Source organism: Okeania sp. (assembly GCF_983059655.1).
On the sequence record NZ_CEZPJD010000746.1, the window covers coordinates 1 to 3910 of the forward strand.

The 3910-nt window shown below is 37.1% G+C and carries 4 protein-coding genes and 1 tRNA gene; 1 reads left to right on the forward strand and 4 read right to left on the reverse strand.

The features are described 5' to 3' along the window. Positions 1 to 455 precede the first annotated feature (455 nt). The 4 genes from AC3DU7_RS27705 to arsB all read right to left on the reverse strand — a co-directional run bounded on the left by AC3DU7_RS27705 (position 456) and on the right by arsB (position 3171). A complete protein-coding gene (locus AC3DU7_RS27705) occupies positions 456 to 602 on the reverse strand; it encodes a hypothetical protein (protein WP_488042480.1) in 147 nt (48 codons plus the stop codon). A 171-nt stretch (positions 603 to 773) separates the two neighbouring features. Next, positions 774 to 1241 carry a phosphatase domain-containing putative toxin gene (locus AC3DU7_RS27710; protein ID WP_488042481.1) on the reverse strand — a complete coding sequence of 156 codons (468 nt, stop codon included), beginning with the start codon at positions 1239 to 1241 and terminating at the stop codon, positions 774 to 776. A 2-nt stretch (positions 1242 to 1243) separates the two neighbouring features. Then, a complete protein-coding gene (arsH, locus tag AC3DU7_RS27715; protein WP_488042482.1) occupies positions 1244 to 1858 on the reverse strand; it encodes an arsenical resistance protein ArsH in 615 nt (204 codons plus the stop codon). 149 nt (positions 1859 to 2007) lie between these two features. Further along, a complete protein-coding gene (gene arsB, locus AC3DU7_RS27720; protein ID WP_488042483.1) occupies positions 2008 to 3171 on the reverse strand; it encodes an ACR3 family arsenite efflux transporter in 1164 nt (387 codons plus the stop codon). 664 nt (positions 3172 to 3835) lie between these two features. Between arsB and AC3DU7_RS27725 the strand changes: the two genes are divergently transcribed. Further along, a tRNA-Val gene (locus tag AC3DU7_RS27725) sits at positions 3836 to 3909 on the forward strand. Position 3910 lies beyond the last annotated feature (1 nt).

The window sequence follows — 3910 nt, forward strand, 5'->3', positions numbered from 1 at the left end:
TTTTGGCGATAAAATGGGCTGGCGACGAAATGGAAATTGGTTAAGTCAAGATAAATTGAATTTGGAAACAAATGCAAAAAACATGAATACTTTGCCTGTAGGACACTTTCCCCAAAGACCAGGACATTTGAATTGGCATTGGGATCTTTATCCTCGCACGGAAGCTTGTGAGATTTAGATTGATCGTTAGTAACCGAACAGTGCAACTCGTTGGCTTAAAAGCTAGTTGAAAGACTAGGTTTAATCAGCCTTTTTGTGAAATACAATTATATGCTAATACTTCAAAGTCAGTTTAAGTAACTGGACTTTTAGATTTTTTACACTGAAAATGGTTTCAAACCCAGTATTAGCAAGGGAAATATCTGAACTTGCTTAAAATGGCTGAAACCTAGATATATCAAGAAAACGTTTGATTTCAGGTAAAAACATTACTGTATAAAGGTTTGACCTTGTTTTTAACCTTTTTTTCCTAAAGTCCAGATAAGTGTTGGTGCTAAAGATTGAATAATACCATAGCCAATCACCCAAGAAGCCATAAATCCACCAACTTGATAAAACGACCAACCCAAAGTACCTTGCAGAAAAACAGGTAATCCCCCCACAAACCAGACATCTCGCGAACCAAATAAAAAGAAGCGGGCAGCAGAATGACTATAATTTCCTGACTTTTAGAAAAGAGAAATAATTGCTCCAATTACATTCCTTCAATCTACCATTTCTCCTGACTACTGACTACTAGAAAACAGCAAGAAGACTTTTTCAGCAAACCCTATTTAAACAAGTGAATTTGTTGCCAAATCTTGCAAAAACTTACTTTGAGCTTCTCGTAAATCAATTTCTGGATTTGCACTCAAAATTTTCTCCATGGCATCACTGTAGGTTAACCCAGAAACAATTAAATACGCAGCAATAGCTGTACCTGTTCGTCTTCTACCACTGGTGCAATGAATCGCAACTCCATTTCCCTGACTATTTTGAGCATCAATAAAATCCTGTAATTGCTGAACCTGTTCCCGACTTGGAGGAGTGCCGCCTTTAGTCGGTAACCATAGATGAGGTAAGTTAGCTTGTTCGTACAATTCCAGATTAGAAGGGTCATCCATCACCGAAACTATTGACCCAATACCTAATGTTTGTAATTCTGGCAGTTCTTCTGCCAAAGGTTTGCGGACTCCGGCAAGTTTATCTGGAATTACCCACCATAAATTTTCTGCTATCGGTTGAATTGTTTTTTCTTCCATAGTTAATTTCCTTCCTTTTTTTTACGCTCACTATAACGGTCTGTCAAATAATCAACCTGATCTCGCAATAATAATGTAAACTTATATAATTCCTCCATAACATCAACAACGCGATCGCGATAAGCTGAATCTTTCATCGTCCCATCTTCATTAAATTGCTGATAAGCTTTCGCTACAGAAGACTGATTCGGAATAGTAAACATTCGCATCCATCTGCCCAAAATTCGTAGGGAATTAACTGCATTAAAAGACTGAGATCCCCCACTCACTTGCATAACTGCCAAAGTTTTTCCTTGAGTTGGACGCACTGAACCAATACTTAAAGGAATCCAGTCAATTTGATTTTTGAGAATACCTGTGATATTACCGTGCATCTCTGGAGAAGACCAGACCTGACCTTCAGACCATTGACTCAATTCAAGCAACTCTTGAACTTTTGGATGAGAATCTTCTACTCGTCCTCGCAAAGGTAGATCGTGGGGATGAAAAAATTTCACTTCTGCCCCCATTTCTGTAATTATTCGAGCAGCTTCTTCTGCCAACAAACGACTGTAAGAACGTTCGCGCAAAGAACCGTATAGGAATAAAATTCTGGGAGGATGCTCAAAATTTGTCATTTCTGAATTCTGTTATCAAAGTGTATGCTTTATTGTGGAATGGGCATCTTGCCCGTTCTGAAAAATTAAGCTTTTTGAACACATTTTACATAAACAAATAAGTTTGTTAAAAATAGTGGGATAGCTTCTTAGATTACTCCCCCACTCCCCTACTCTCCAACAAATGGAGTCGCACAACAACGGGGGTCAATTAATGTTGCCTTTTCTGGTTGGCGAGGGAACCAAAAAGCTGTGCGTTTACAAAATTCTACCAACATCAACATTACTGGCACTTCTATTAATACTCCCACTACTGTTGCTAAAGCTGCCCCAGAATTCAAACCAAATAGAGTAACTGAAGTGGCGATCGCCACTTCAAAATGATTACTAGCTCCAATTAAAGCAGCAGGAGCAGCATCTTCATAATGTAATTTCATTTTCAAAGCTGCTACATAAGTAATCAAGAAAATAAAATTAGTCTGGAGAAATAGTGGTACTGCTATCAACAAAATATGAAAAGGATTTTCTACAATTAATTCTCCCTTAAAAGCAAATAATAAAACCAAAGTTATCAACAAAGCAGCAGTAGAAATAGGACTTAAATACTTGAGGAATTTACCCTCAAACCATGCTTTTCCTTTATTTTTAAAAATCCAGTAACGACTATATATTCCAGCAGCTAGAGGTAAACCCACATAAATTAGCACCGATAAAACAATAGTTTCCCAAGGCACAGTTAAATTATTAGCTGACAATAACCATCGTCCTAGTGGAGCATACAAAAACAACATTGTCAAAGAATTAATCGCCACCATTACTAATGTATGTCCCTGGTTGCTGTAGGAAAGATAACCCCACATTAATACCATTGCCGTACAAGGTGCAATACCGAGTAATATTGTTCCAGCGATGTAGGAATCTACTAATGCTACTTCTGTACCGCGCAATATTTCTGTACCTGTTAATAGTGAACGAAATAGCCAACCGAGGAAAATTTGCGCAAACGCCACCATGGTAAAAGGTTTAATTACCCAGTTAACGATTAATGTTAAAATTACGGGCTTGGGGGCACGAACTGCATTTCTGGTTTGGGTAAAGTCTATTTTTACCATGATGGGATACATCATAAAAAATAAACAGATAGCAATGGGTATGGATACTTGATAAATGCTCATAGCATCTAATGCACTGGCAACACCAGGAAATATTTTCCCTAGTGCAATACCTGTGAGGATACACACAGCTACCCAAACAGTGAGATATTTTTCAAAGGAGCTAAGTTGACCACCTGCTTGCACAGCAGATGTATTTACTTGTGATGAATTTGTACTCATAATTTGTGTAATTAATATTCTATTCGTTTTGTGAGAACTTTATAAATATTCAGGTTGAATAAGATTGCATTTACTACTGTGTTTGGTTTATCGGTGGTCTTGAATTTTTTGGTAAGTTTTTCAGTAATATATATAGACTGCTGACGCTACAGACACTGAGCATTACTGCTACTCCAATGATGACGATATTGCTGCTTGAAATTTCTCAGCAGTATTTTTACAGTTTTGTTCATATTTTTTATATAGCGTTACATGAAATAGGAATAGGGCACAGGGATAGCAAACTGTAAAAGGGTTTTTTCGTGCGGAAATGCTCCGTGAACAGGATTGAAAAATATCCTAACCAATTCTGGTAGTGCTATATCCGTTACATTTCAAAAAAAATTGATATTTTATACAGTTTATAAGTATAACGAAAAAAGTGTAGGTAAGTACAAACTTATGCAGTTTCCTATAAACTCAAAAGCTCTCCTTACAGCCTAGGTTGTGGTCGGATAGTTCAATCTCTCCTGCAATACCCCTGCTAGGAGAAAATGTATAATTATAAAATATTCGTATGTATACTCAGAGAAATATATGTATCATTTATATTTTCTCATAAAATTTAGATTTTTGGTCTCTAATTGATATACTAGAAAAGCGGTGTATACCGATTCCAAAACTTGGACGTATAGCTCAGTTGGTTAGAGCACTACCTTGACATGGTAGGGGTCACAGGTTCGAGTCCTGTTACGTCCAT

Excerpts from the sequence above, each read along its gene's own strand:
- AC3DU7_RS27710 (WP_488042481.1), bottom strand. The coding sequence starts at position 1,241 with ATGGAAGAAAAAACAATTCAACCGATAGCAGAAAATTTATGGTGGGTA.
- arsH (WP_488042482.1), bottom strand. The coding sequence starts at position 1,858 with ATGACAAATTTTGAGCATCCTCCCAGAATTTTATTCCTATACGGTTCT.
- arsB (WP_488042483.1), bottom strand. The coding sequence starts at position 3,171 with ATGAGTACAAATTCATCACAAGTAAATACATCTGCTGTGCAAGCAGGT.